Source organism: Rhodoferax sp. ZS1R25, assembly GCF_056521335.1.
The window spans coordinates 42,977-64,962 of sequence record NZ_JBWMAZ010000002.1; the positions used below are offsets into that span (position 1 = coordinate 42,977).

Annotated in this window: 21 protein-coding genes and 4 tRNA genes; 11 read left to right on the forward strand and 14 right to left on the reverse strand. The window is 61.8% G+C overall.

Going from position 1 to position 21,986, the window contains the following annotated elements; genetic code table 11:
* The first annotated feature begins 40 nt into the window (after positions 1 to 40).
* From AC097R_RS10995 to AC097R_RS11020, 6 genes are all read left to right on the forward strand, one after another.
* A tRNA-Gly gene (locus AC097R_RS10995) sits at positions 41 to 116 on the forward strand.
* Between the two features lie 42 nt (positions 117 to 158).
* A tRNA-Gly gene (locus AC097R_RS11000) sits at positions 159 to 234 on the forward strand.
* Between the two features lie 44 nt (positions 235 to 278).
* Positions 279 to 352: transfer RNA gene (locus tag AC097R_RS11005), tRNA-Cys, on the forward strand.
* A gap of 71 nt (positions 353 to 423) precedes the next feature.
* Positions 424 to 516 (forward strand) — tRNA-Leu (locus tag AC097R_RS11010).
* 14 nt (positions 517 to 530) lie between these two features.
* Entirely contained in the window at positions 531 to 1,160 is a 630-nt protein-coding gene (locus AC097R_RS11015; RefSeq protein WP_479598162.1) for a DUF6806 family protein, read from the forward strand.
* Positions 1,161 to 1,266: 106 nt separating this feature from the next.
* Positions 1,267 to 2,505, forward strand: coding sequence for an HD-GYP domain-containing protein (locus AC097R_RS11020; protein WP_479598163.1), 1,239 nt, complete (start codon positions 1,267 to 1,269; stop codon positions 2,503 to 2,505).
* 109 nt (positions 2,506 to 2,614) lie between these two features.
* On the opposite strand, the gene AC097R_RS11025 is transcribed toward AC097R_RS11020, so the two are convergent.
* The 4 genes from AC097R_RS11025 to AC097R_RS11040 form a co-directional block, all read right to left on the reverse strand.
* Positions 2,615 to 3,889, reverse strand: coding sequence for an acyl-CoA dehydrogenase family protein (locus tag AC097R_RS11025; protein ID WP_479598164.1), 1,275 nt, complete (start codon positions 3,887 to 3,889; stop codon positions 2,615 to 2,617).
* 54 nt (positions 3,890 to 3,943) lie between these two features.
* On the reverse strand, positions 3,944 to 5,029 hold the full coding sequence (locus tag AC097R_RS11030; RefSeq protein ID WP_479598165.1) for a phosphotransferase family protein: 1,086 nt from the start codon (positions 5,027 to 5,029) through the stop codon (positions 3,944 to 3,946).
* 33 nt (positions 5,030 to 5,062) lie between these two features.
* The gene (locus AC097R_RS11035; RefSeq protein ID WP_479598166.1) at positions 5,063 to 5,782 is read right to left on the reverse strand and encodes a Crp/Fnr family transcriptional regulator; all 720 of its coding nucleotides are present in this window, start codon (positions 5,780 to 5,782) and stop codon (positions 5,063 to 5,065) included.
* A 105-nt stretch (positions 5,783 to 5,887) separates the two neighbouring features.
* A complete protein-coding gene (locus AC097R_RS11040) occupies positions 5,888 to 7,408 on the reverse strand; it encodes a 3-hydroxyacyl-CoA dehydrogenase (protein WP_479598167.1) in 1,521 nt (506 codons plus the stop codon).
* Positions 7,409 to 7,567: 159 nt separating this feature from the next.
* Here AC097R_RS11040 and AC097R_RS11045 point away from each other — a divergent pair, with 159 nt between their 5' ends.
* Positions 7,568 to 9,475, forward strand: coding sequence for a hypothetical protein (locus tag AC097R_RS11045; RefSeq protein WP_479598168.1), 1,908 nt, complete (start codon positions 7,568 to 7,570; stop codon positions 9,473 to 9,475).
* Positions 9,476 to 9,503: 28 nt separating this feature from the next.
* Here the strand turns inward: AC097R_RS11045 and AC097R_RS11050 are convergent, their stop codons facing one another.
* The 3 genes from AC097R_RS11050 to lexA form a co-directional block, all read right to left on the reverse strand.
* Complete coding sequence (locus AC097R_RS11050; protein ID WP_479598169.1) at positions 9,504 to 10,511, reverse strand: D-2-hydroxyacid dehydrogenase family protein; 1,008 nt, start codon at positions 10,509 to 10,511, stop codon at positions 9,504 to 9,506.
* 69 nt (positions 10,512 to 10,580) lie between these two features.
* A complete protein-coding gene (locus AC097R_RS11055; RefSeq protein ID WP_479598170.1) occupies positions 10,581 to 10,907 on the reverse strand; it encodes a hypothetical protein in 327 nt (108 codons plus the stop codon).
* 21 nt (positions 10,908 to 10,928) lie between these two features.
* Entirely contained in the window at positions 10,929 to 11,603 is a 675-nt protein-coding gene (gene lexA / locus AC097R_RS11060) for a transcriptional repressor LexA (protein ID WP_310338623.1), read from the reverse strand.
* A 114-nt stretch (positions 11,604 to 11,717) separates the two neighbouring features.
* On the opposite strand from lexA, the gene AC097R_RS11065 reads away from it, so the two are divergent.
* Positions 11,718 to 12,689, forward strand: a complete 972-nt coding sequence (locus AC097R_RS11065) for an asparaginase (protein ID WP_479598171.1) — start codon at positions 11,718 to 11,720, stop codon at positions 12,687 to 12,689.
* Between the two features lie 42 nt (positions 12,690 to 12,731).
* Here AC097R_RS11065 and adk read toward each other — a convergent pair whose 3' ends face one another.
* The 6 genes from adk to AC097R_RS11095 all read right to left on the reverse strand — a co-directional run bounded on the left by adk (position 12,732) and on the right by AC097R_RS11095 (position 16,592).
* Positions 12,732 to 13,388, reverse strand: coding sequence for an adenylate kinase (gene adk / locus AC097R_RS11070; protein ID WP_479598172.1), 657 nt, complete (start codon positions 13,386 to 13,388; stop codon positions 12,732 to 12,734).
* Positions 13,389 to 13,501: 113 nt separating this feature from the next.
* Positions 13,502 to 14,278 carry a 3-deoxy-manno-octulosonate cytidylyltransferase gene (gene kdsB, locus AC097R_RS11075; RefSeq protein WP_479598173.1) on the reverse strand — a complete coding sequence of 259 codons (777 nt, stop codon included), beginning with the start codon at positions 14,276 to 14,278 and terminating at the stop codon, positions 13,502 to 13,504.
* A gap of 9 nt (positions 14,279 to 14,287) precedes the next feature.
* Positions 14,288 to 14,470 (reverse strand): Trm112 family protein, encoded by a 183-nt coding sequence (locus AC097R_RS11080; protein ID WP_310338631.1) that lies wholly within the window; start codon positions 14,468 to 14,470, stop codon positions 14,288 to 14,290.
* The gene (gene lpxK, locus AC097R_RS11085) at positions 14,451 to 15,506 is read right to left on the reverse strand and encodes a tetraacyldisaccharide 4'-kinase (protein WP_479598174.1); all 1,056 of its coding nucleotides are present in this window, start codon (positions 15,504 to 15,506) and stop codon (positions 14,451 to 14,453) included. The genes AC097R_RS11080 and lpxK overlap by 20 nt, the downstream gene beginning before the upstream one ends.
* A gap of 5 nt (positions 15,507 to 15,511) precedes the next feature.
* Positions 15,512 to 15,940, reverse strand: coding sequence for an ExbD/TolR family protein (locus tag AC097R_RS11090; RefSeq protein WP_479598175.1), 429 nt, complete (start codon positions 15,938 to 15,940; stop codon positions 15,512 to 15,514).
* A 25-nt stretch (positions 15,941 to 15,965) separates the two neighbouring features.
* Positions 15,966 to 16,592, reverse strand: a complete 627-nt coding sequence (locus AC097R_RS11095) for a MotA/TolQ/ExbB proton channel family protein (RefSeq protein WP_479598176.1) — start codon at positions 16,590 to 16,592, stop codon at positions 15,966 to 15,968.
* Between the two features lie 287 nt (positions 16,593 to 16,879).
* On the opposite strand from AC097R_RS11095, the gene xseA reads away from it, so the two are divergent.
* From xseA to AC097R_RS11110, 3 genes are all read left to right on the forward strand, one after another.
* Complete coding sequence (gene xseA / locus AC097R_RS11100) at positions 16,880 to 18,187, forward strand: exodeoxyribonuclease VII large subunit (RefSeq protein WP_479598177.1); 1,308 nt, start codon at positions 16,880 to 16,882, stop codon at positions 18,185 to 18,187.
* Positions 18,188 to 18,235: 48 nt separating this feature from the next.
* Positions 18,236 to 18,817, forward strand: a complete 582-nt coding sequence (locus tag AC097R_RS11105; protein ID WP_479598178.1) for a superoxide dismutase — start codon at positions 18,236 to 18,238, stop codon at positions 18,815 to 18,817.
* A gap of 246 nt (positions 18,818 to 19,063) precedes the next feature.
* Positions 19,064 to 21,301: an NADP-dependent isocitrate dehydrogenase gene (locus tag AC097R_RS11110; protein WP_479598179.1), complete on the forward strand. Its 2,238-nt coding sequence runs from the start codon at positions 19,064 to 19,066 to the stop codon at positions 21,299 to 21,301.
* Between the two features lie 91 nt (positions 21,302 to 21,392).
* On the opposite strand, the gene AC097R_RS11115 is transcribed toward AC097R_RS11110, so the two are convergent.
* The gene (locus tag AC097R_RS11115; RefSeq protein WP_479598180.1) at positions 21,393 to 21,839 is read right to left on the reverse strand and encodes a DUF192 domain-containing protein; all 447 of its coding nucleotides are present in this window, start codon (positions 21,837 to 21,839) and stop codon (positions 21,393 to 21,395) included.
* Between the last annotated feature and the right edge of the window lie 147 nt (positions 21,840 to 21,986).

Below are 21,986 nucleotides of genomic sequence, written 5' to 3' on the forward strand. Positions count from 1 at the left end.
CTTGGGCTCAAAAAGTAGGCTATAATTTGAGGCTTGAAACGCGGGAATAGCTCAGTTGGTAGAGCGATACCTTGCCAAGGTATAGGTCGAGAGTTCGAACCTCTTTTCCCGCTCCAATTTCGTACTGGAGCATCGTTTCTAGTACAGTGATAGTTCATGCGGGAATAGCTCAGTTGGTAGAGCGATACCTTGCCAAGGTATAGGTCGAGAGTTCGAACCTCTTTTCCCGCTCCAATTCAAAAAATGGAAGTCTTGACTTCCATTTTTTTATTCAAAGTGGCGCGGTAGCAAAGCGGTTATGCCCCGGATTGCAAATCCGGTTAGTCCGGTTCGACTCCGGACCGCGCCTCCAGATTTATCTGGCTTAAAACGCCTCGTCGACCTCGGTTGGCGGGGCCTTTTTGTTTGACAATAGGCTCACGTGCCCGAGTGGTGAAATAGGTAGACACATCGGATTTAAAATCCGCCGCTTCGTGAATAACGGGCGTACCGGTTCGATTCCGGTCTCGGGCACCAATAAATCTACACCTATGCCAAACTACAACGCCCCCTTCGAAATTCACGTGCATGGCCAAGTGCTGTTGCGAGACGATGTGACATTTGCGAATCTGCAGGACGCGTTGAAACCCTTGTGGAAATACGCAGGTGCCAAGTCCCTGGCCGATGGAGCGAAAAGCAGCTACGAGGACGAACCCGGTATCCAACTCGACGCGCACGACCACGTGCTGCAGATGTGCTGGACCGTGGCGGGTGACGAAGACTTCCGCCAGACGCTGGATGAGGTGTGCATGAACCTCAACGAGTTGGCGAATGCCGGCGCGTCGATCGAGATCACTTTTTACGACACCGAATTTGATGAGGAAGAGGGCCCCACCGGTTCGCAGTCACGAGATGACTTTGTCGTGCTGTTTGTCGGTCCCAACCCTGCCGCCATCATGCAAGTCCAGCGTGATCTGTTGGTGCAGGATGTCATCAACATGATGGAGCGGCATTTCGATGGTGCGGAGCTCGGCGGTGTGGTGGCCGAGGTGGACAAGCTGTTCGCCCAGCGTTTTGACGATCTCGTGAATTCGTTGGAAATTGGCAAACCCCCACGCGGCTCCGGCGGCGGTTTGGGTGGCGGCCATGGCGGTGGCAGAAAGCCGCGTCACCTGCACTAAGGGGCAAACCATGCTGTGGTCTGGCGCATGGTCCCCTATACTGGTTCCAGCGCAACGAAGCGCTTGATTTACGCCCTCCCGATCGTTGGTGATTCCGCGGACCTCCATGCTCAAAAAAATAGGCGTTGAACAACTGACCGTGGGCATGCACCTCAAGGAGTTCTGCGGCTCCTGGATGGAGCACCCCTTCTGGCGGACCGGATTCGTGATCACCGATCCGAAAGACCTCAAGACCATTCTTGCCAGCAGCATCAAGGAAGTCTGGATTGACAGTGGCAAGGGCCTGGATGTCCCGGCAGGTCAATCTGCGGTGACCGAGTCTGAATCCGAAGAACAGGTGGAAGCCGAACTGCGCCAAGCCGTGTCCGCCCGGCGGGAGGTGGCACCGGTACCGGTGGACGTCGAAATTCAGCGGGCAGCGAAGATCTGCCACCAATCCAAACAAGCCGTGATTTCCATGTTCCAGGAAGCCCGTATGGGCAAGACGGTGGACGCGGGCGGCGCCAAGCAGATGGTGGAAGAGATTACCGACTCGGTGACCCGCAACCCTGGGGCCCTGATCAGCCTGGCCCGGCTCAAGACCGCGGACGATTACACCTATATGCACTCGGTGGCGGTGTGCGCCATGATGGTGGCGCTGGCCAAGCAGCTGGGGTTGGATGAGGCACAAACCCGCTCCGCAGGCCTGGCGGGCTTGCTGCATGACTTGGGCAAGGCCGCCATGCCCATGGACGTGCTGAACAAGCCCGGCAAGCTGACCGATGCCGAGTTTTCCATCATCAAGACCCACCCTGAAAAAGGCTACGACCTGCTGCAGGGCGGCAAGGGGGTGGACCCCATGGTGCTGGAAGTGTGCCTGCACCACCACGAAAAGATTGATGGCTCCGGCTACCCTAAGGGATTGAAGGGCGATGAGATCAGCCTGTTTGCCAAGATGGGTGCGGTGTGCGATGTCTACGACGCCATCACCTCAAACCGCCCCTACAAAATAGGCTGGGACCCGGCGGAGTCATTGCGCAAAATGGCCGAGTGGTCCAACGGCCACTTTGATGGCAAGGTGTTCCAGGCCTTTGTGAAGAGCCTGGGCATTTACCCCATTGGCTCGCTGGTGCAGCTCACGTCAGGGCGCTTGGGCGTGGTGGTAGAGCAGACTGCCAAGTCGCTCACCACGCCGTGCGTGAAGGTGTTTTTCTCGACCAAATCGAACATGCGCATCGTGCCCGAGGTGGTCGATCTGTCCCGCCCCGGTGGCACCGAAAAAATTGCCAGCCGCGAAGACCCGGCCAAGTGGCGGTTTGCGGATTTGAACGAACTGTGGTCTGGTTTGCCGCAGGCGCCGTGGTAGTCTTGCCGCCTGCCTTATAGGCGAAATAGGCCTCTAGCCCGCGTAGATATTGCGCAAGCAGCTATCAAAAAAAGAGCAAGTGTTTTTGGCACTTGCTCTTTTTTTTGTTTTAGCAGCCCCGGGTAATGGGCATCTCGACCGCCTTGGGGTTCAGTGCGTATTTGCCCAGCTCCAGTTTGGCGATCGCATTGCGGTGCACTTCGTCTGGGCCGTCTGCGAAGCGCAGTGTGCGAGCGCTGGTGTAGCTGTAGGCCAGCGGGAAGTCGTCGGACATGCCGCCGCCGCCATGCACTTGCATGGCCCAGTCGATGACCTGGCAAGCCATGCTGGGGGCTACGACCTTGATCATGGCGATTTCGTTCTTGGCGAACTTGTTGCCTGCAATGTCCATCATCCAGGCGGCCTTGAGTGTGAGCAGGCGCGCCATGTCGATCTTGCACCGGGCTTCGGCGATGCGCTCTTGCGTCACGGTTTGCGCGGCAATGGGCTTGCCGAAGGCCACTCGGCTGGAGGCCCGCTTGCACATCAGCTCCAGCGCACGCTCGGCCAGACCGATGAGGCGCATGCAGTGGTGGATACGGCCAGGCCCGAGGCGCCCTTGGGCGATCTCGAAGCCGCGGCCTTCGCCTAAGAGGATGTTGTCGACGGGCACACGCACGTTCTCGAACAGCATTTCCATGTGGCCATGCGGCGCGTCGTCGTAGCCAAACACGGTGAGCGGGCGCACCACGGTAATGCCCTTGGCGTCGGCCGGCACGAGCACCATGCTTTGTTGCGAGTGGCGGGGGGCTTCGGGGTCGGTCTTGCCCATGGTGATGTAAACCGAGCAGCGGGGATCGCCCGCACCCGAAATCCACCACTTGCGGCCATTGATCACGTATTCGTCGCCTTGGCGTTCGATGCGGGTGGCGATGTTGGTGGCGTCGCTGGAGGCCACATCGGGTTCGGTCATGGCGAAGGCCGAGCGGATCTTGCCTTCCAGCAGCGGCTTGAGCCAGCGCGCCTTGTTCTCGGCGGAGCCGTAGCGGGCGATGGTTTCCATGTTGCCGGTGTCAGGGGCGGAGCAGTTGAATACTTCGCTGGACCACATCACGCGGCCCATGATTTCCGCCAGCGGCGCGTATTCCTGGTTGGTCAAGCCGGCGCCGTGATAGCCCGAGGCTTCGGCACTGTCCACGGGCAAGAACAGGTTCCACAGGCCTGCGGCCTGGGCCTTGGGCTTGAGGTTCTCGATGGTTTGCAGCGGCGTCCAACGCTTGCCCGCGGCGGTGTTGGCGGTGATCTCTGCGTGGTACTCCGCTTCTGCGGGGTAGATGTAGTCATCCATGAACTTGAGCAGGCGCGCCTGCAGTTCTTTGGTCTTGGGGGAGTAGTCAAAATCCATGGGGTCTCCGGTGGGGATTGCGGGCAGTAAAGCGTGTTGGGGGCGTCAATGGAATCAAGCCTGGCGGGCAAACTTCCAGGCCATCTGGGCCAGCGGGCGTGCGCCAGCAGCCGAGCTGACGGCCTGTGCGCTGGAGGCGGTGCCTGCTTCCACGCGCTTGGCGATGCCCTGCAGAATGGCCGCGATGCGGAACATGTTGTAGGCCATGTAGAAGTTCCAGTCCGCCTTCAGCTGCGTGGGTTCGGCCAGACCGGTGCGTTCGCAGTACATGCGGATGTAGGTGTCTTCCGCAGGAATGCCCAGTGCTGCGAAGTCCAGCCCGCCAATGCCGCGGAAGGCGCCGGGCGGAATGTGCCAGGCCATGCAGTGGTAGCTGAAGTCTGCCAGCGGGTGGCCCAGTGTCGACAACTCCCAGTCCAGCACGGCGCGCACCTTGGCTTCGCTGCTGTCAAACATGAGGTTGTCAAGCCGGTAGTCGCCATGCACGATGCTGACCATGCTGTCGTCGCGCGCCATGGCCGGAATGTTTTTCGGCAGCCATTCCATGAGCTGGTCCATCTCGGGGATGGGTTGGGTAATGGAGGCCACGTACTGTTTGCTCCAGCGCCCAATCTGTCGCTCGAAGTAGTTGCCGGGCTTGCCATAGCCGGCCAAGCCGCGCTCGGCAAACTTCACGGTGTGCAGTGCCGAGATCACGCGGTTCATCTCGTTGTAGATGGCACCACGCTCCTGTTGGTTCATGCCGGGCAGGGACTGGTCCCACAGTACGCGGCCCTGCATGAACTCCATGACGTAGAAGGCGCGGCCGATGATGGATTCGTCTTCGCACAGGCAGTGCATCTGGGGCACGGGCACATCGGTACCGTGCAGGCCTTGCATGACCGCAAACTCGCGCTCCACCGCATGGGCCGAGGGCAGCAGCTTGGCCACGGGGCCGGGCTTGGCGCGCATCACATAGCTTTTGCCGGGCGTGTTGAGCTTGTAGGTGGGGTTGGATTGGCCACCCTTGAACATCTCGACTTGCAGCGGGCCGGCGTAGCCGGGCAGATGGCCTTGCAGCCATGCGTCCAGTGCGGCCAGGTCAAACGCGTGTTGGTCCGAGACGGAACGTGTGCCTACAAAATGGTCGAAGTCGCTCATGCAGTGGTGTGGAGTGGGAAGGTCAAAAAAGAATCAGACGTCGGCGTCAATGATGTGCATCAGCGCCGCGCGGTCGCGTATCACCAGGCCACCCGGCTCGATACGAATCACGTCTTCGCGCTCCATGGCCTTGAGTTCCTGGTTCACGCGCTGGCGTGATGCACCCAGCAGCTGCGCCAGCTCTTCCTGCGCCAGCTGCAGGCCAATGCGTACCTCGCTGCCGTCGCTGAGCGAGGGAACGCCGTAGCTGCGCACCAGGTGCAACAGTTGCTTGGCCAGCCGTGCACGCAAGGGCAGGGTGTTGAGGTCTTCCACCAAGCCGTAGAGTTGGCGAATGCGCCGCGCGTGCAGGCGCAGCATGGCTTCGTACAGTTCCACATGGTTGGCCAGAATTTTCCGGAAGTCGGCTTTGGCTACGCACAGGATGGTGGTGTCGCCATGTGCATAGGCATCGTGGGTGCGACGGTCCCCGTCGAAGATCGCTACGTCCCCAAACCAGATGCCCGGCTCCACATAGGTCAGCGTGATTTGCTTGCCCGAGATGGAGGTAGAGCTGACCCGCACTGCACCTTTGGCGCAGGCAATCCATTCCTCGGGCGGCTCGCCGCGCGCTGCAATCAGCTCGCCGTCTTTGTAACGTTTGACGTAGGCGCATCGAAGAATGTCGTGTTTGAGAGAAGGTGATAGGGATGAAAACCAGCGTCCTGCGTTGATTGCGGAACGTTCATCAATGGTAAGAATGGGTTCGTCCATGGCCTGTCTTTTGTGTGACTTGCTGAAGGGAAATAGCGCTCACATTGTCACCCCCGGGACCGCGCCAGGTACCGGGGGTTGTCACCAGTGCGTCTGGTGCGGGATCTACTCTTCTTCGTGCAGCAGGCTCAGGCCGATGGCGCCGCGGCGACGCAGCCAGGGGCTGGGGCGGTAGCGCGTGTCGCCGTACACGGTCTGCATGTTGAACAGCACTTCCAGCACATTGGTAGGGCCGCACAGATTGCCCAGCGCCAAGGGGCCCATGGGGTAGCCCAGACCCAGCGTCACTGCGGTCTCCAGGTCCTTGGGGCTGCAAATGCCTTGCTGGCACATGTCGGCCGCAATATTGACGATGTTGGCCACCACGCGCTGCGTGACGAAGCCACCGCTGTCGCGCACCACGCTCACCGCCTTGCCATCGCGCGCAAACAGTGCGTGTGCGGCGTCACGCATGTCGGTGCGCGTGGCTGGGTTGGTGGCGAGCACGCGGCGTTTTGTGGTCGCGTCGTCCAGCAGCATGTCGATACCCACCGTGCGGGCCGGGTCCAGGCGCTCCACCACGGCCACCGTGGTGATGTCGAAGCCCAGCGGTGCGACCAGCGTCAGCGCGATAGGCGAGGGCGACTGCCCAGTCTCGATTTTTGCACCTAGGTTCTTCAGCAGCATCAGCAGTTCCATGCGCCGCGATGCGCGAGGTGATAGCCACACGGGGGGCATCTCGTCCACCACAGGCACGGCAGGTTCTGCGGTGATTGCCGCCTTGCCATCGGTGTATTGGTAAAACCCTTCGCCGACCTTGCGGCCTGTGAGTCCACCGGCCAAGCGCTGCGCAGTGATCACGCTGGGTCGGTAGCGCGGCTCCTCGTAGTACTGGTGGTAGATCGATTCCATCACCGGGTGCGACACGTCCAACCCGGTCAGGTCCATCAGCTCAAACGGACCGAGCTTGAAGCCCAACTGGTGGCGCAGGATGCGGTCGATGGTGGCGAAGTCCGCCACGCCTTCGGAAGCGATGCGCAGCGCCTCGGTGCCATAGCCGCGCCCCGCATGGTTGACGATGAAACCCGGTGTGTCCTGCGCCAGCACGGGCGTATGGCCCAGGTCTTTGGCGTATTGCTGCAAGGCTTGCACCACGGATGGTGCGGTCTTGATACCCGGAATCACCTCCACCACTTTCATGAGCGGCACGGGGTTGAAGAAGTGAAAACCAGCAAGCTGCGCGGGCCGTTGCAGACCCGCAGCCAGTGCGGTGATCGACAGTGACGAGGTGTTACTGGCCAGCACGGTGGATGGCTTCGTGCACGCCTCCAGCGCCTGCAGCAGCTGGGTTTTAACATCCAGACGCTCGACTACAGCTTCCACCACCAACTGACAATGCGTCAAGTCTTGCAGCTGGGTGGCTACCTGGATGCGCGCGGTGAACGTGTCGACATCCTCGGGTTGGATACGCTGTTTGGTGGCCAGGCTTTGCCATTGCGTGTGCAATTGCTGTCTGGCTGTATGAGCAGCCTCGGGGTTGAGGTCAAACAGCAGCACGGTGCTGCCGGCCTGCGCCGCGATTTGCGCGATGCCGCGCCCCATGGCGCCTGCGCCAACAATGCCGATATGGAGAAAGTGTGGGTTCATGCGGCAATTATCTGGCCGCGACCGCGAGGAAACACCCCCTGTTGTCGCCCAAACGATAGCTTTAGCCTCCAATGGGATATGCGAGAATTGTTCTTATCAATGAAGCCGGTCTTTAAAGTGAAAACAAGCGTTGTGGGGGTAGTGTTGCTATGCGCCGCAATGGGTAGCAACGCCTTGACGCTGGGCCGTGCGCGCGGGGCTGCCATCCTGGGCCAACCGCTGGAACTCACAGTGCCTGTGCAGTTTGCTGCGGACGAAGATAGTACCGGCTTGTGCTTTGAGGCCGATGTTTATTACGGTGAAAATCGTCAAGAATCCAGCCGCGTGACGGTGACGGCTGATACGCCCGGCAGCGGGCAGCCGGTGGTGGTGCGTATTGCCTCCCGCCTGCCCGTGGACGAACCCGTGGTGACCCTGTATGTGCGGTCTGCTTGTGGCGTAAAAGCCTCTCGAAAATACGTGCTGCTGGCCGACTTGGTGTCGGAACTGGCTCCCCCTGTGGCTGCGGCCGCCCCGGTGCGGCCCAGTGTGCCTGCCGCTGTGCCGCCAGTGGCAGCCATCGCGCCCGAAGCCAAGCCGGCGAATGCGGGTAGTGGCTCTAAATCTGGCAAGGCAGCCACAGCGCCACGCGTGACCACCGAGTCTGCCAAGCTTGGCAAACCCGCGGCTTCTGCTGCGGTGCCGGCGCCCAAATTGTCTGGCAGTTCCCGCGCCCGCCTGAAGCTGGCCCCGCTGGACCTGTCGCAAGACTGGGACCCGAACCTTAAAACATCCCCGGACCTGATCAGCGCACCCACGGAAGATGCCGACAAGCGCATGGCCGCTGCGGCGCTGTGGCGTTCGCTGAACCTGACGCCTGAAGAGGTGATGCACGACGCCGCCCGGCTGCAGGGGCTGGAGCAAAACGTGCAAAAGCTCAGCGACCTGACGGCTCAAAACCAGCGCCAGATGCAGACGCTGCTGGCGCGCCTGGAAAAGGCTGACGCACAAAAGTACGCCAACCCCCTGGTCTATGGCTTGGTGGTGGCGCTGCTGGCATTGGCAGGGCTGCTGTTGTGGGGTTGGCGCCGCTGGCGCAGTGCCGATGCAGGCGCCCCCTGGTGGCGCGGTGATGCCGCAGAGCAAGAGGACCCCGCTTCTGCCCGTGAATCAGTGGCGGTCAGCGTGGATACCGGACCGCTGCCTGCGACCCAGCAAGAGCCGCACAAGCGGCCCGAATTGCGCACCCAGCCACGGGCCCCCATGGTCCAGGCACTGGCCTCGGTCGACATTGATTTGCACTTGGACGATATGTTGCCGTCCGCAGCCGCCCCCATCAGCCGGTCTGGCCCCATGTCGCGCCCACCTGCCAATGACAGAACGCCTTCGCGGATGACGGGTCTGCGGGATTTCCATTCCAGCATGTCGGGCAGCTTGCGCTCCATCAACACCCAGGAGGTGTTGGATGTGCGCCAGCAGGCCGAGTTCTTCATGACGCTGGGGCAGTACGACGACGCGATTGCCCTGCTGGAGACCAGCATCCACGACAACGCCGAGTCCAACCCGCTGGTCTACCTGGACCTGCTGAAGGCACTGCACACGCTGAGCCGCAAAGAGCCCTTTGACCGCTACCGGGACGAATTCAACGCCTTGTTTACCGGCCAGGTACCGGTCTATGCCCAATTCAGCCAGCCCGGTCAGAGCCTGGACGCGTACCCCGAGTTGTGTGGCCACATCGCATCGCTGTGGCCTAGCAAGGCGGCGCTGGAGTTCATTGAGAAATGCATGGTGCGCGAAGCGAATGCTGCCGCCGTGGTCAATTTCGACCTGGAAGCGTTCCGCGAACTGCTGCTGTTACATGCGGTACTTACCCGTTTGTCGGAAGTGTCGGAGAGCGCCATGATGCCGTTCAGTGCGGCCAAAGCAGCGGTGGCGGAGGCTTCTGAGACCGATGCGGCCCCAGTGGCCGCCGCGCCCATGGAGGTGGACTTTGAGATATCCGACCTCGAAACGCCGGCGCCGCACAACCTGATCGAGTTCGAGGCGCCGGACGTGTCGGTGACGCCGCCTCCCGACACGCGCCCCTGAGAAAGCGCAGGCACCGTAGTGCCACGCTTTAGCGGCGCACTTGCAGGGCGCCGGGGTTGATGATGTTGGAGGGTGTGCCCTTGATGAAATTGACCACGTTGTCAAACGCCGCACCAAAGTACATCTCGTAGCTGTCCTGCTCCACGTAGCCGATGTGCGGGGTGCAAATGCAGTTTTCCAGGCGTAGCAGCGCGTGGCCCTGCAATATGGGTTCAGTCTCGAACACGTCAATCGCTGCCATGCCCGGGCGCCCGCGGTTCAGGCCCCCAATCAGCGCGTCGGTCTCAATCAGCTCGGCCCGCGAGGTGTTGACCAGCAATGAGGTGCTCTTCATGCAGGCCAGATCGGCTGCCGTAACCAGGCCCCGGGTGCTGTCGTTCAAACGCAGGTGCAGGGTGAGCACATCGCTTTCCGAGAAAAAAGCCTGTCGGTCAGCCGCGGCGGTATAGCCGTCTTGGGTGGCCTTTTCGCGCGAGGCTTCGCTGCCCCACACGAGTACCTGCATACCAAATGCCTTGCCATAGCCGGCAATGAGCTGGCCAATGCGGCCATAGCCCCAGATGCCTAGAGTTTTGCCTTTGAGCACATTGCCCAGACCAAAGTTGGCGGGCATAGAGCCCGCCTTCAGCCCGGACTGCTGCCAGGCGCCGTGCTTGAGGTTGCCGATGTAATGGGGCAGCCGGCGCATGGCGGCCAAGACCAAGGCCCAGGTCAGTTCAGCGGGTGCGATGGGCGAGCCTACGCCTTCGGCCACTGCAATGCCGCGCTCCGTGCAGGCCTGGACGTCGATATGGGAACCCGCGCGCCCGGTTTGGGCGATCAGCTTGAGTTTGGGGAGTTTTTCGATCAGGGAACGCGTGATATGGGTGCGCTCCCGGATCAGCACGATCACATCTGCGTCCTTGAGCCGGATCGACAGCTGGCCCATGCCCTTGACGGTGTTGGTGTAAACCTTGGCGGGGTAAGCCTCTAATTTTGCCGAGCATTGGAGTTTGCGTACGGCGTCCTGATAGTCATCCAGAATCACAATGTTCATGCGCCCCATTGTGCCTCGTCGGCAGGGGCGTTTTGCGCAACGCCCCTGCCTGGAATCGTTGTGCGGTGTTCAGGCGGCTTCGCAAGCCGCCAGGCGGTCCAGTTCGGCGCACACATCGGCCATGCGGCCTGAGATCACCATACGGCCCACGTCGGAGCGGGGCTGCCCGCTTTCCATGACACGAACCACGCGCAAGGGCTTGGGTTGGTGCACATTTGTGCCTCTAGCCCGCGTAGAGCTTGCGCGAGGCACTACAAAATTAGGAGCAACGAGGCGCTCGGCCGGCTGCGGTGCGGCGTAGCTCGGCAACTGGCACGCGGGGGCGGGCAACAACCAGGCCAGGAGGTGGCGCAGAGGCGCCAGAAAGTCGGGCTTCATCACGAGGGCGGTATTCATGGTCGGGGCTTTCTGTCTGCGTTACATCAACATGGTGTTACGAATCAGGCCGACGGCCAAGCCCTCGATCTCGAAAGGCTCACCGGGCTCGACCACGATGGTTTGGTAATCGGGGTTTTCGGGGTGTAGCTCGATCAGGTGTTTGTTGCGGCGAAAGCGCTTGACCGTCACTTCTTCACCCAGGCGGGCCACCACGATCTGGCCATTCTTTGCGTCCTTGGTGGCTTGCACGGCCAGCAGATCGCCGTCCATGATGCCGGCGTCGCGCATGGACATGCCGCGCACCTTCAGCAAGTAGTCGGGCTGACGCTGGAACAGGCTGTTTTCCACGTAGTAGGTGCGGTCCACATGCTCTTGCGCCAGGATGGGCGAGCCCGCGGCCACACGGCCAATCAGGGGCAGAGCCAGCTGGGCCAGACCGGGCAGGGGAAGGGCGAACTGCTTCATGCGCGACTCTTGCATGGAGCGCAGCACATCGCCCTTGAGGCGGATGCCGCGCGAGGTGCCGCTGACCAGTTCGATCACACCTTTGCGGGCCAGGGCCTGCAAATGTTCTTCGGCGGCGTTGGCAGACTTGAAGCCCAGCTCGGTGGCGATTTCCGCCCGGGTGGGGGGGGCGCCGGTGCGCGCAATGGCGCCCTGGATCAGATCCAGAATTTGCTGTTGGCGGGCGGTGAGTTTGGGACTTTCAAGCATACTGACTCCTTCATGTTGGGTCGGCGCTGGCTGTGTGTCTGTACACACTGTTTTCTCATCCAGTAACTGTATTTTTAACCAGTTTTTTGATAAATGCAAGTGGGGCGGTGATGTATGGCTAAAAAAGTAGTGGTTTTGGGCACAGGGGGCACGATCGCAGGCCGCTCGGAACGCGGATCGGACAACGTGGGCTACAAGGCCGGGCAGGTGGGCGTGCAGTCACTGTTGCAGGCCATTGCCCCTCTGCAAGCCGCGCTGCAGGGTCGCACGCTGGTGGCGGAGCAAGTTGCTCAGGTGGACAGCAAGGACATGGGCTTTGCCGTATGGGCCGCGCTGGCACAGCGCTGTGCCCAGTACCTGCAGGACGAGGACGTAGAAGCGGTGCTGGTCACCCACGGCACCGATACGCTGGAGGAAACCGCATTTTTTCTGGAACAGGTGCTGCCCCCCGCGTTGCTACAGGCCAAGCCGCTGGTGCTGACCTGCGCCATGCGTCCGGCCTCTGCCCTGACGCCTGATGGCCCACAGAACGTGCTGGACGCCGTAGCCGTGGCCCTGGATAGCGCGGCGCGTGGCGTGCTGGTGGTGTGCGCGGGCGCGGTGCACAGCGCCCGACGGGTGCAGAAGAGCCATACCTACCGCGTGGACGCCTTTGATTCAGGCGACGCCGGGCCGGTGGCCGTGGTGGAAGAAGGGCGGGTACGTTGGTTCGGTGTGCCGGCCGCTGTGGCGCCATCACGCGCGGTGGATCTGCAGGCGCTGCCCAGTGCGGTCTGGCCCCGGGTAGAGATCATCATGAACTACGTAGGCGCGTCGGGCGCCATGGTGCGCAGCCTGGCCAAGGCGGGTGCCACGGTGCCGCCCCTGCGGGGCCTGGTGGTGGCGGGCACCGGCAACGGCACCTTGCATGGGGACCTGGAGGCCGCCTTGCTCGAGGTGCAGCAGCAGGGCGTGCAGGTGGTGCGGGCCAGCCGCTGCGCACGCGGGCAGGTGGTGGCAGGCGAGGCCACCGCCGCCTTGCCGCATTCACAGGGCTTGCCACCGGTGAAGGCGCGCATCGCGTTGATGCTGCAACTGATGGCGTAAAAAAAGCCGCGGATGCGGCTTTTTAGAGAGCGTTTGAGGCGCTTACTTGGTCAGCGCTTCAAACACCCGGCTGGTGATCGCGTCCACATCGCCCATGCCGCTGATGGCGCGGTATTGGGGAGCGGTGGCGGGGTCTTTCTGGGCCCAGCTGGAGTAGTACTCCACCAGCGGGCGGGTCTGGGCGCTGTACACGTCCAGACGCTTCTTCACGGTTTCTTCCTGGTCATCAGGGCGTTGCACCAAGGGCTCACCGGTCACATCGTCCTTGCCTTCCACCTTGGGTGGGTTGAACTTGACGTGGTAGGTGCGGCCCGAGGCGGGGTGCGAGCGTCGGCCGCTCATGCGTTCGATGATGGCGTCAAACGGCACATCGATTTCCACCACGTAGTCCAGCGCCACGCCGGCTGCCTTCATGGCGTCGGCCTGGGGAATGGTGCGGGGGAAACCGTCGAACAAAAAGCCCTTGGCGCAATCGGGCTGGGCGATGCGCTCTTTGACCAGGTTGATGATCAGGTCGTCACTGACCAGGCCGCCGGATTTCATGACGGCATCGGCCTGCAAGCCCAGGGGTGTGCCCGCCTTCACGGCAGCGCGCAGCATGTCACCGGTCGAAATTTGTGGAATTCCGTACTTTTGACAAATGAATGTGGCTTGCGTGCCTTTGCCAGCGCCAGGCGCGCCCAACAGAATGAGTCTCATGGATACCCTCGGATAAAACAAAACTTTTTGGCGTTGCGGTTGGCACCGCTTCGGTGCACTTTTTGAACGCGCGTACAGCGTCGGAGAATAGCACGGGCTTCCCCGCAGCCAGCTTACAGCTGCGCCTGCTGTCCCTGGATGATGGCGCGCACGCGGGCCAGGTCTTCTGGGGTGTCCACACCGGGGCCAGGTGCAGCGTCGCTCACGTGCACCGCAATGCGGTGGCCATGCCACAGCGCACGTAGCTGTTCCAGTGCTTCGGTCACCTCAATCGGTGCCTGCGGCAACAGGGGGAACTGGCGCAGAAAACCCACGCGGTAGGAGTAAATGCCAATGTGGCGCAACGGCGCGAGCGGCGGCAGCGACTGGATGCCCTGGGCAAACCCGTCGCGCCACCACGCGATGGGTGCGCGGCTGAAATACAGGGCCAGCTTGGCGGCGTCCAGCACCACCTTCACCACATTGGGGTTGGTGAAGTCGGCCACCTCGGTGATGGCGTGGGCCGCTGTACCCATGCTGGCCTGGGGCGTGGCCTGCAGCAGCGCGGCCACGGCGGTCACCAAGGCGGGGTCGAGCAAGGGCTCATCGCCCTGCACGTTGACCACGATGCTGTCGTCCGGCAGGCCCAGCAGATCGCAGGCCTCGGCCAGACGGTCGCTGCCAGAGGGGTGGTCTTCGCGCGTCAGCACGGCGTCGATGCCGTGCGCCTGGCAGGCTTGCAAAATGGAATCGCTGTCGCCAGCCACTACCACGCGGGTGCCGGGCGGCACGCCTTCGCGCACGCGCTGGGCCACGCGCACGACCATGGGCACGCCGCCCAGGTCGGCCAGGGGTTTGTTGGGCAGGCGCGAAGAGGCCAGGCGGGCCGGAATTAAAACGGTAAAGCTCATGGCCGGTGTTTACAGGCCGAGTTCGGTGTCGCTAAGCACGCGGGCTTCGTTTTCCAGCAGGATGGGGATGCCATCGCGCACTGGGTAGGCCAGGCGGGCGCTGCGCGAAATCAGTTCCTGCTTTTCGCGGTCATAGTCCAGCGGCCCCTTGGTCACGGGGCAAACGAGCAATTCAAGAAGTCTTGTGTCCATGGGGGGATGATAGCGGTGGCACCAGCGGCTGCAGGCACTGGTCTAGGTGGGTGTAGAAGTCGGCCGGCAGGGTTTGCAGCAGCGGAACGGCCAGGGCGTCTGGCACGCTTTGCCATAGCTTCACCGCATCCTTTTCGGTGCAAATCAGCTGGTAGCCCCCGTCGATACTGCGCGAGAAGCTATCAAAATCATAGTGATCCGGTAACGCCTGGGTGTTGGCAATGGGCATGCCTGCAGCCCGCAGCATGGCGAAGAAGGCCTCAGGCTGGGCGATGCCCGCCACCGCTAGTAGCGGCGCAGCGCCTTGCGCTCGCAAGGTGTGCAGGGGAGTCGCCTGGCCCTGAGCGTTCAGCGCATGGTCGGCCAGCGCGCGCTGGGCTTGCCAACCCGCCACTGCCGATGGGCCGGTCTTCAGTACCAACAGGCGCGCATCGTCTTGCCCCGCCGCGGCCAGGGCCTTGCGCGGCCAAGGCTCACGCAGCGGGCCAGCGGGCAGTACCCAGCCATTGCCCACGCCGCGGGCGTCGAACACGCAGACCTCCAGGTCGCGGTACAGCTCGTAGTGTTGCAAACCGTCGTCACAAACGATTAGTTGGGTGTTCGGATGCCGGGTCAGCAAGGCCGACGCGGCGGCGTAGCGGTCGCGGCCCACAAACACTGGCACCTGGGTCTTGCGACGCAGCAGCAGGGGTTCGTCGCCCACGGACTCTGGTGCGGAATCTGTCCGCACCTCCTGGCACTCCGTGCTGTTGCGGCCATAGCCACGCGACACGATGCCGACCTGTAAGCCCTGCGCCTGCCAATGCGTAACCAGTGCCAGCACGGTGGGGGTTTTGCCGGCACCACCCGCGATGGCATTGCCCACCACGACCACCGGTACAGGCAGGCGCTGAGACTTCTTGATGCCCCAGCGGTACAGCCACCAACGTAACGCGACGAGGCTGCGATACAGCAATGCGAGGGGGAGCAGGGCGCAGGCCAAGGCGCCGCGGCCCGTCCAAGCCCGCAGCAGGGCTTTTTCCAGGCCTGCGCCCATGGGGCTTATTTGCCGCCCGCTTGGGCGGAAGACTGGGTGGCGAAGGTGATCTGGTTCAGGCCCGCACGGCGCGCCGCTTCCATCACGGTGACCACGGCCTGGTGCTTGGCGCTGGCATCGGCGCTGATGATGACCACGGTGTCTTTGCCGGCCTTGGCGTTTTCGGTCAGGGCGATGGCCAGGCTCTCCAGGCTGCGGCCAGCCAGCGGGTTGCGGTTCACGGTGTAGGCGCCATCGGCGCTGACCAGCACGATCAGTTCCTTGGGATAGTCGCGCTGAGCGTCCGCGTCGGCCACCGGCAGCTTGAGCTGAAGCTCGGTGAACTTGCTGTAAGTGGTGGAGAGCATCAAGAAGATGAGCACCACCAGCAGTACGTCGATGAAGGGGATCAGGTTGATCTCGGGCTCTTCGTGGCGGCGGGGGCGAAAGTTCATGGCAGTTGGCTAGAGAATTCGCGCCTTATTTGCGCATGGCTTTCAGGTGCCGCGTCAGGTGCTCGGCAGCCAGTTCCAGCGTCAGCAAATACGCGTCCACGCGTCCGCGGAAGTAGCGCCAAAAGATCAGCGAAGGAATCGCCACGATCAGGCCAAACGCGGTGTTGTACAGCGCAATGGAAATGCCGTGCGCCAGCTGGGCCGGGTTGCCGCCGCTGGCGCCACCCGGTGCTTGCGAGCCGAAGATTTCGATCATGCCGACCACGGTGCCAAACAGGCCCATGAGCGGCGCAGCCGAGGCGATGGTGGCCAGCGCGCTCAGGTAGTGCTCCAGGCGCTGCGTTACCACGCGGCCTGCGCCTTCCATGGTGGCGCGCAAGTCGTCGTCAGAGCAATGCGGGTTGCTGTTCACGGCGCGCAGGCCACTGGCCAGCACCTCGCCCAAGGCCGAGTTCTTTTCCAACTGGGTCACCACATCGGGGGCGGGCAGGCTGGTGCGTGTCACGCTCAGCACTTCTTCCAACAGCCGGGGCGGCGCCACCTTGGAATCCTTGAGGTTGATGAAACGTTCAATGACGATGGCCAGGGCCAGGATGGAGCATGCAATCAGCGGCCAAATCGGCCAACCAGCGGCTTGTATGATGGAAAACAAAAGGTGAACTCCGCGCAGTTGAAAAGCTGGCCGATTATGGCGTACCGCTGACCACCAACCGCCCACAATTCTTGTGGATAACTTTGTGCAAAAGCACACCTGCGTGCCGCGCCAAGCCGCGCCAATGCGTGTTTTTGACACATTGATGACAAATGCAGCAGAAAAATACCTAATGAATTCAATAGCTTACAACGCAGCGCCGTGCTTCCCACGGGGGGCGGTCGTGCTGGGGGCTCACTCCCCCGAGGTGTGGAGCAATTGGGTGCGTGGCACCGGCAAGCTTCACCATGCTTGACACCACATCAAGTGCTCCCAGCGCGTCGGGTCGGCGTGTCTGGCAAGTCGCCGCCCTGTGTCAGGCGCTGGCGGACACGCTGAATGCGCGCTTCAACCCGGTGCGGGTGAGTGGCGAAATTGCCAGCTTTACCCGCGCCACCAGTGGCCATTGCTATTTCTCGCTGAAAGACCCCAACGCGCAACTGCGCTGCGCCATGTTCAAGCGCGCCGCCAGCCAGCTGGACTTTCAGCCCCGCGAGGGGGAGTTGGTCGAAGTAACAGGGCGCCTGGACGTGTACGGCCCGCGCGGTGATTTGCAACTGATTGTGGAAAGCATGAGCCGCCAGGGCCAGGGCAATCTGTTTGAGCAGTTCATGCGGCTCAAGGCGCAGTTGGAGGCCCAGGGGCTGTTCGATGCGGCCCGAAAGCGGCCACTGCCCGCGATGCCCCAGCGTGTGGGCGTGGTCACCTCGCTAGGCGCGGCGGCCTTGCATGATGTGGTGACGGCCTTGCGCCGGCGTGCACCCCATTTGCCGGTGCTGCTGGCACCCGCGGCGGTACAAGGCGCTGCGGCGCCCGCCGAGCTGGTGCGCGCGCTGGAGTCTCTGTACGCCTATGTGGACGCACAGGGGCAGGGTGTGGATGTGATTTTGCTGGTGCGCGGCGGGGGCTCGATGGAAGACCTCTGGTCCTTCAACGACGAGCAACTGGCCCACGCCATTGCGCGCAGCCCGGTGCCTGTTGTGGTGGGGGTAGGGCATGAGACCGACTTCACCATTGCGGACTTTGTGGCCGACCTGCGCGCGCCCACGCCCACGGCGGCGGCTGAACTGGTGTGCCCACCCACCCAGGCGCTGGAAAGCTTGCTGGACCAGACGCAGGACCGCATGCAGTCGGCATTGGAGCGCTATGCCGACCGACAGGCGCAGCGGCTGGATGTGGTGACCTCGCGTCTGGGCCGCCCCTCGTCGCTGGTAGCCCAGCGCCAGGCGGCCCTGGTGGCTGCCCACCAGCGCATGCGCCAAGCCCTGCGCAGCGATTTGCAGTGGAAGCAGTCGCAGTGGATGCAACAGCAGCAGCACTGGCAGCCTACGGCTCAGCGCGCACTGCGCACGCTGCAGGAACGCACGGCCCGGGCCGATTTGCGCTTGGGCTTGTTGGACCCGACGTTGGTCCTGCGCCGTGGTTACGCCTGGTTGCACGATGCCCAGGGCAATGCGGTAACGTCGGTAGCGCAGGCGCAGGCAGGCGACGCGCTGCGTGCATCCCTCGTCGACGGTACGGTTGATCTCCGTGTGGTCGATTCGTCGCCCAATTAGTTTCTACAATTCACGTTTACCCACCCACTTACCAACCGAGAGGATTTCATGGAACACACCTTGCCCGCTTTGCCTTACGCGATTGACGCACTTGCTCCCGCCTACTCCAAAGAGACATTGGAGTTCCACCATGGCAAGCATCACAACGCGTATGTGGTCAACCTCAACAACCTGCAAAAGGGCACTGAGTTTGAAAACCTGTCTCTGGAAGAAATCATCAAGAAGTCCAGCGGCGGCATCTACAACAACTCCGCGCAGATCTGGAACCACACCTTCTTCTGGAACTGCATGAAGCCCGCTGGCGGTGGTGAGCCCACCGGTGCGCTGGCCACGGCCATCAACGCCAAATGGGGCAGCTACGCCGCGTTCAAGGAAGCCTTCGTGAAGTCTGCTGTGGGCAACTTCGGTTCCGGCTGGACCTGGCTGGTGAAGAAGCCTGATGGCTCGGTGGACATCGTCAACACCGGCGCTGCGGGTACTCCCCTGACCACCGCTGACAAAGCGCTGTTGACCGTGGACGTGTGGGAACACGCCTACTACATCGACTACCGCAACATGCGTCCCAAGTTCGTGGAAACCTTCCTGGACAAGCTGGTGAACTGGGGCTTTGCAGAAGCCAACTTCGCCTGAGGCTGGTTCAGCTTCGCAAAAAGGGCTCGAGGGGTAACCTTCGGGCCCTTTTTGCTGGACGGCCTGGGCTTGTGCACAAAAAAATATTTCCTCCAATGGTTTTAAATTTCATTAAATGAAATTTCATTGCAAAAAAGCGGGTTCGGGTCAGACCGCTGAAAGCACAATCACGCACTATCCGACGACTACAGCTTGCGACCCCAGCAGGCAGGCGGCATTTGCCCTATCAATTTTTGGAGACAAAAGATGACTACCCAGCAACCCACCATCATCTACACGCTGACCGATGAAGCCCCGCGCCTGGCCACGGCCTCTTTCCTGCCCATCATTCGCGCCTTTGCGGCGCCCGCAGGTGTCAATTTTGCGGAGGCCGACATTTCGGTGGCTGCTCGTGTCCTGGGTGAGTTTCCGGAAAGCCTGACGGAGAGCCAAAAGCTGCCGAACACGCTGGCCGAGCTGGGCAAGAGGACTCTGAGCCCGGACGCCAACATCATCAAGCTGCCCAACATCAGCGCCTCGGTGGGCCAACTGCAGGCGTGCATCAAGGAATTGCAGTCCAAGGGCTACGCCATACCGGACTACCCCGAAGCACCCCAGACCGAAGAAGAAAAATCCATCCGTGCCCGCTACGCCCGCTGCATCGGCTCCGCCGTGAACCCCGTGCTGCGCGAAGGCAACTCGGACCGCCGCGCCCCCAAGGCCGTGAAGGAATACGCCCGCAAGAACCCGCACAGCATGGCTGAGTGGAGCCAAGCGTCGCGTTCACACGTGTCGCACATGCATGCGGGCGACTTCTACCATGGTGAAAAGTCCATCACGTTGGACCGCGCCCGTGACGTCAAGATGGAGCTGCTTACCAAGAGCGGCAAGACCATCGTGCTCAAGCCCAAAGTGTCGCTGCTGGACCGCGAAGTCATCGACAGCATGTTCATGAGCAAGAAAGCCTTGCTGGAGTTCTACGAAAAGGAAATCGAAGACGCACGCAAGACCGGCGTGATGTTCTCGTTGCACGTCAAGGCCACCATGATGAAGGTCTCGCACCCCATCGTGTTTGGTCACTGTGTCAAGATCTTCTACAAGGAAGCGTTTGAAAAACACGGCGCTTTGTTCAAGGAGCTGGGCGTCAACGTCAACAATGGTATGGCCGATCTGTACACCAAGATCGCCACCTTGCCGCAAAGCAAGCAGGACGAGATCAAGCGCGACCTGCACGCCTGCCACGAGCACCGCCCTGAGCTGGCTATGGTGGACTCTGCCAAGGGTATTACCAATTTCCACTCGCCCAACGACATCATCGTGGACGCTTCCATGCCCGCGATGATCCGCAATGGCGGCAAGATGTGGGATGCCAATGGCCGCTTGAAGGACGTGAAGGCCGTGATGCCCGAATCGACCTTCGCCCGCATTTACCAGGAGATCATCAACTTCTGCAAATGGCATGGTGCCTTCGACCCCAAGACCATGGGCACGGTGCCCAACGTAGGCTTGATGGCCCAGCAGGCCGAAGAGTACGGCTCGCACGACAAGACGTTTGAGATCGCCGAAGACGGTGTGGCCAATATCACCGATCTGGCCACTGGCGAAGTGCTGCTGAGCCAGAATGTGGAGGCGGGCGACATCTGGCGCATGTGCCAGGTCAAGGACGCCGCCATCCGCGACTGGGTGAAGCTGGCCGTCAACCGCGCACGCAACTCCGGAATGCCAGTCGTCTTCTGGCTCGATGCGTACCGTCCGCACGAAGCGCAGCTGATCACCAAGGTGAAGATGTACTTGCACGAGCACGACACCACCGGTCTGGACATCCAGATCATGAGCCAGGTGCGCGCGATGCGCTACACGCTGGAGCGCGTGATCCGCGGCCAGGACACCATCAGTGCCACCGGCAACATCCTGCGCGACTACCTGACTGACCTGTTCCCCATCATGGAACTGGGCACTTCGGCCAAGATGCTGTCCATCGTGCCCTTGATGGCCGGTGGCGGCATGTACGAAACCGGTGCTGGTGGCTCGGCCCCCAAGCATGTGCAGCAGCTGGTGGAAGAAAACCACCTGCGTTGGGATTCCCTGGGCGAGTTCCTGGCATTGGCGGTGTCCTTGGAGGACTTGGGTCTGAAAACAGGCAATGCCAAGGCCAAGGTGCTCTCGAAGACGCTGGACGCCGCTACGGGCAAATTGTTGGACAACAACAAGAACCCTTCGCCCAAGACCGGCCAGCTCGACAACCGTGGCAGCCAGTTTTACCTGGCTCTGTACTGGGCGCAGGAGCTCGCAGCCCAAACCGACGATGCGGCATTGGCCAAGCAATTTGCTTCACTGGCCAAGCAATTGGCCGACAACGAGCAAACCATCGTGGCCGAGTTGGCTGCCGTGCAAGGCCAACCCGCTGACATCGGTGGCTACTACCTGCCCGATGTGGCGAAGCTGGACGCCATCATGCGCCCCAGCGCGACGCTGAACAAGGCGCTGGCTTCTGTGAAGGCTTGAGGAGTTTCGCAGGCCAGGTGCCTGCGCCCCAACGCTTAAAGGCGATCCGGACTACTGTCCGGATCGCCTTTAAGCGTTGGGGGAGTGAAGCTTATTTAAACGGTACGCCGCCCAACTTGCTTCCGGCCTTGATGCCACGCTTGGTGAACCAGCCCTGGTTCATTTCCAACACGTAGCGTACCGGTTTGATGGCGCAGTGGGTGTCCGTGGTCTGCGGTTTCATGTCCGCCAGGTTGACGATGGTGCCATCGTCCGCCACGAACGCCGCGGTCAATGGCAGCACGGTGTTCTTCATCCAGAAGCACAAACCCGATGGCTGCTCGAAGACGAACAGCATGCCTTCTTGCTGGGGCATCTCGCGGCGAAACATCAGGCCCGTGGTGCGTTGCTCGGGCGCTTGCGCGACCTGTGCATCGATTTGGTAGATGCCGGCCGTGATCTGGACTCGCGGCAAATTAAGCTGGGGACTGTCCTGCGCCAAGACAGGACCTGCTAGTACCAGAGCGATCGGAATGAGGTAGTTGACTAAGGGTTTCATGCGTTGTGCGGTTGCCAATAGGGGGTGTCCAATAGCGTGGGGATTGTCTGTCATCCATGTAAAGGACAGGTTTCAATTTACAACTAAAATTGTTTGGCTAACGCGAAGGCTCCCACGAGGGGGCCGTAGTTCATTGTCATCGCACCG